4 protein-coding genes are annotated in these 3,521 nt (G+C 73.2%); 2 read left to right on the forward strand and 2 right to left on the reverse strand.

Annotation, left to right across the window (positions count from 1 at the left end; genetic code table 11):
* Window positions 1–823: ATP-binding cassette domain-containing protein (locus A612_RS03135; RefSeq protein ID WP_019373137.1), on the forward strand; the 823-nt coding region annotated here is incomplete at its 5' end.
* A gap of 41 nt (window positions 824–864) precedes the next feature.
* On the forward strand, window positions 865–1,689 hold the full coding sequence (otnI, locus tag A612_RS03140; protein WP_019373138.1) for a 2-oxo-tetronate isomerase: 825 nt from the start codon (window positions 865–867) through the stop codon (window positions 1,687–1,689).
* 34 nt (window positions 1,690–1,723) lie between these two features.
* On the opposite strand, the gene A612_RS03145 is transcribed toward otnI, so the two are convergent.
* Both A612_RS03145 and A612_RS03150 read right to left on the reverse strand, forming a co-directional pair.
* Window positions 1,724–2,647 (reverse strand): universal stress protein, encoded by a 924-nt coding sequence (locus A612_RS03145; protein ID WP_019373139.1) that lies wholly within the window; start codon window positions 2,645–2,647, stop codon window positions 1,724–1,726.
* A gap of 125 nt (window positions 2,648–2,772) precedes the next feature.
* The coding region (locus A612_RS03150) for a hypothetical protein (protein WP_019373140.1) at window positions 2,773–3,521 on the reverse strand (749 nt) is incomplete at its 5' end.

The raw sequence follows: 3,521 nt of genomic DNA on the forward strand, positions 1-3,521 counted from the left end.
GGGGGGGGAGCCGATCGCCCGCGCACGCGGCCTGCGCGTGGCCTATCCGGTGGCGCTGCCGGGCGTGCGCGGCTGGCTGCGGCGCGGCGAGTACGTGGCGGTGCGCGGTGTGGACTTCACCATCCGGCCGGCGCAGACCCTGGGCGTGGTGGGCGAGTCCGGCTCGGGCAAGTCGACGCTGGCCCAGGCGCTGCTCGGCCTGCTGCCCAGCAGCGGCGAGCTGGCCATCGCGGGCCAGGCCTGGCAGGCGCCGGCGCAGCGCAACAGCGCCCACAACCAGCGGTTGCGCCGGCAGGTGCAGGTGGTGTTCCAGGATCCTTTCGCCTCGCTCTCGCCGCGCCTGACGGTGGAGGAGATCGTGGGCGAGGGGCTGCGCGTGCACGCGCCCGAGCTGCCGCCGGCCGAGCGGCGCGCGCGGGTGGTCGCCATGCTGGAAGAAGTGGGCCTGGGCGATGCGCAGTTTCCGGGCCTGCTGGGCCGCTATCCGCACGAATTCTCCGGCGGCCAGCGCCAGCGGCTGGCGATCGCCCGCGCGCTGATCGTCCAGCCGCAGCTGCTGGTGCTGGACGAGCCGACCAGCGCGCTCGACGTGACCATCCAGCAGCAGGTGCTGGCGCTGCTGCAGCGGCTGCAGAGGGAGCGCGGGCTGGCCTACCTGCTGATCACGCACGATGTGGCCGTGGTGCGCGCGATGGCGCATGCGGTGCTCGTGATGAAGGACGGCGAGGTGGTGGAAGCGGGCAGCGTGCAGCAGGTGCTGGATGCGCCGCGCCATCCCTACACGCAGCGGCTGGTTGCGGCGGCGCTCGACGACCGCAGCTGAGCCCGCCGCCGTTCTTCCGTTTTTTCCAGGACTGCCCGACCATGCCCCGCCTCGCAGCCAACCTGTCCATGCTCTACCCGGAGCACGCTTTCCTCGACCGCTTTGCCGCCGCCGCGCAGGATGGCTTTGAAGGGGTGGAATACCTCTTTCCCTATGCCCACCCGGCGGCGGCGATTGCCGAGCGGCTGCAGGCCCATGGGCTGGAACAGGTGCTCTTCAACGCGCCGCCCGGCGACTGGGACGCGGGCGAGCGGGGGCTGGCCTGCCTGCCCGGGCGCGAGGCCCAGTTCCGGGAGGGCGTGGCGCTGGCGCTGGAGTATGCGCGCACGCTGCGCTGCGAGCGGGTGCACGTGATGGCCGGCGTGGCGCCCGAGGGGGTGGCGGCCGAGGTGCTGCACGCCTGCTATGTGCAGAACCTGCGCTGGGCGGCGCAGCAGGCGGCCGCGGCCGGGGTGCGGCTGATGATCGAGCCGATCAACACGCGCGACATGCCGGGCTACTTCCTGCAGCGCCAGGCCCAGGCGCACGCCCTCATCGCCGAGATCGGCGCGCCGAACGTGCAGGTGCAGTGCGACCTGTACCACCTGCAGATCATGGAGGGCGATCTGAGCATGGCCCTGCGCCGCGACCTGCCCACCGGGCGGGTGGGGCACCTGCAGATCGCGGGCGTGCCCGAGCGCCACGAGCCGGACCGGGGCGAGCTGGCGATCCACCACCTGCTGGCCCTGGTGGACGAGCTGGCGGCGGAAAGCGGCTGGCAGGGCTGGGTGGGCTGCGAATACCGGCCGCGCGATCCGGGCCCGGGTGGCACCCGCCGGGGCCTCGACTGGGCGAGGCGCTACCTCAGGGCCGCCCCGGCAGGTTGAGCGCCGGCTGCGGCGGCCGGCCCGCTGCGCGCGCTCAACGCAGCACCAGCACCGGCACGCTCGACAGCCGCAGCAGCGCCGTGGTCGTGCTGCCCACGATCAGCTGGCGGATGCGCGAATGGCCATAGGCGCCGACCACCAGCAGATCCTGCGTGCGATCCTCCATCAGGGCCGGGATGGCCTCCTCGGGGGCACCGGGCACGATGCGCGTGTCAATGGCAAAGCCCGCGGCGCGCAGCAGCGCCTGGGCCTCTTCCAGGCATTGGCGTGCCTGCTCGGTCGGCTCGCCCGCCATGGCGAGCAAGCCCGGCATGCCGCGCAGCAGCGGGCTGCGCGCGACCGCCTGCACGGCGCGGTGGGCGGTGGTGCTGCCGTCGTAGGCGACGACGAAGCCCGTCGACGGCGTGAATTCGGGGCAGGGCATGACCATCACCGGCTGGCGCACATTGCGCACCACGCTCTCGACCCGGTAGTCCAGGCGCAGCTTGCGGGCGCTGGCGGGGCGGTGGTTGCTGCCCAGCACGAACAGACGTGCGGATGCTTCGTGCTCGAGCAGCACGTCGGTAAGTTCGCCATGGCGCAGCAGCACCTGCAGCGCGGCCGCCGCCTCCTGCGGCACGCGCCGCTGGGCCGACTCCAGCATCCGGTGCGCAGCCTCCTGTGCCAGCTGCGAGCGTTCCTCGTCCAGCGCGCTCAGGCGTTCGAGCAGCAGGTCCTGCGCGCCCATGCCGATCACGCCGCTGTAGTCGCCCACCGGCGGGAGCGGCTCGGGGTGCTGCAGCGTGTGCAGCAAGGCCAGCGGCGCGCCCAGCCGCACCGAGGCCCAGGCGGCGCCGTCCACCACCGCATGGGTGGTCGCCAGCCCGTCGATGCAGGCGAACACGGTATCGGGCGCCGCGCCGGGGCCTGCAGCGCCCGGGGCCGCGGCGGTGGGGGCGGGGATGGGGTCGTCGCTCATGCTCTTCTCCTGGTTCGGGCCGCCGCACGCGGGCGCGCGGCGCCGTGCAGCCGGTGGGGTCCATTGTCACTGCATTGGCGCGACACGGACAATGGAGGAAAGCCCAGCGTGGCTCGGGCGCACGCTCAAGCCGGCAGCGTGAGTTCCTGCCAGGCCTGGACGGCCGCCAGGGCGGTTGCCATCTGGACGGTATGGGCGAAGCGGAAGGCCTCGCCATAGAGGGTCTCGTCGGGGAACTCGGTGATCAGCGTGACGGGCGCGTCGCGCATGCTCTCGACCTGGGTGAAGGGGATGCCCGCGATGGCGTCGAAAGGCAGGGGGCCGGCGTGGCATTCGTACAGCGCGCGCTGCCGGGCGTTGAAGGTCGCGAGGTCCGGGACTTCCCGCAGGACGCGGGCGCACACCGCCTCCAGCAGGGCGCGCGCGGCTCGCTCCCAGCCGGGGTGGTGGCGCAGGATCAGGAAGAAGCCCTTGGGCAACATCCATTGCTCGAAGCCGCGCGGCACGTAACCCGACAGCGGGCGCGTCCATTCGTGCGCGGGGTAGCCGTGCAGGTTCACGTGCAGCTGTGCGCCCGACAGGCGCAGCGCCGTCTCGCGCGCCGTGCGTTCCCACAGCGGCGCGCGCTCGCGGTATTCGACATCGTCGCCCAGCGCCGTGTAGCGGGCCGCGTGGTGCATGTGGCCCGGGTGGTGGGCGCACAGCTCGCGCTGCAGGGCGTAGCCGTCCGGGTTTTCCAGTGCGACCAGCGCAAAGTGCGCCCCGGGTTGCGTGTCCAGCGCCTGCGCGGCGCGCAGCACGCCGACGATGCCGGAGGTTTCGTTGGCATGCTGGCCGGCGCTCAGGAAGACCGGCCGCTGCGCGCCGCGGCGGT

The organism is Melaminivora alkalimesophila (genome assembly GCF_000282995.1).
Classification (GTDB): domain Bacteria; phylum Pseudomonadota; class Gammaproteobacteria; order Burkholderiales; family Burkholderiaceae_C; genus Melaminivora; species Melaminivora alkalimesophila.

Bases quoted from the DNA above. Each gene is read 5' to 3' on its own strand.
- otnI (WP_019373138.1), top strand. From the start codon at position 865: ATGCCCCGCCTCGCAGCCAACCTGTCCATGCTCTACCCGGAGCACGCT.
- A612_RS03145 (WP_019373139.1), bottom strand. From the start codon at position 2,647: ATGAGCGACGACCCCATCCCCGCCCCCACCGCCGCGGCCCCGGGCGCT.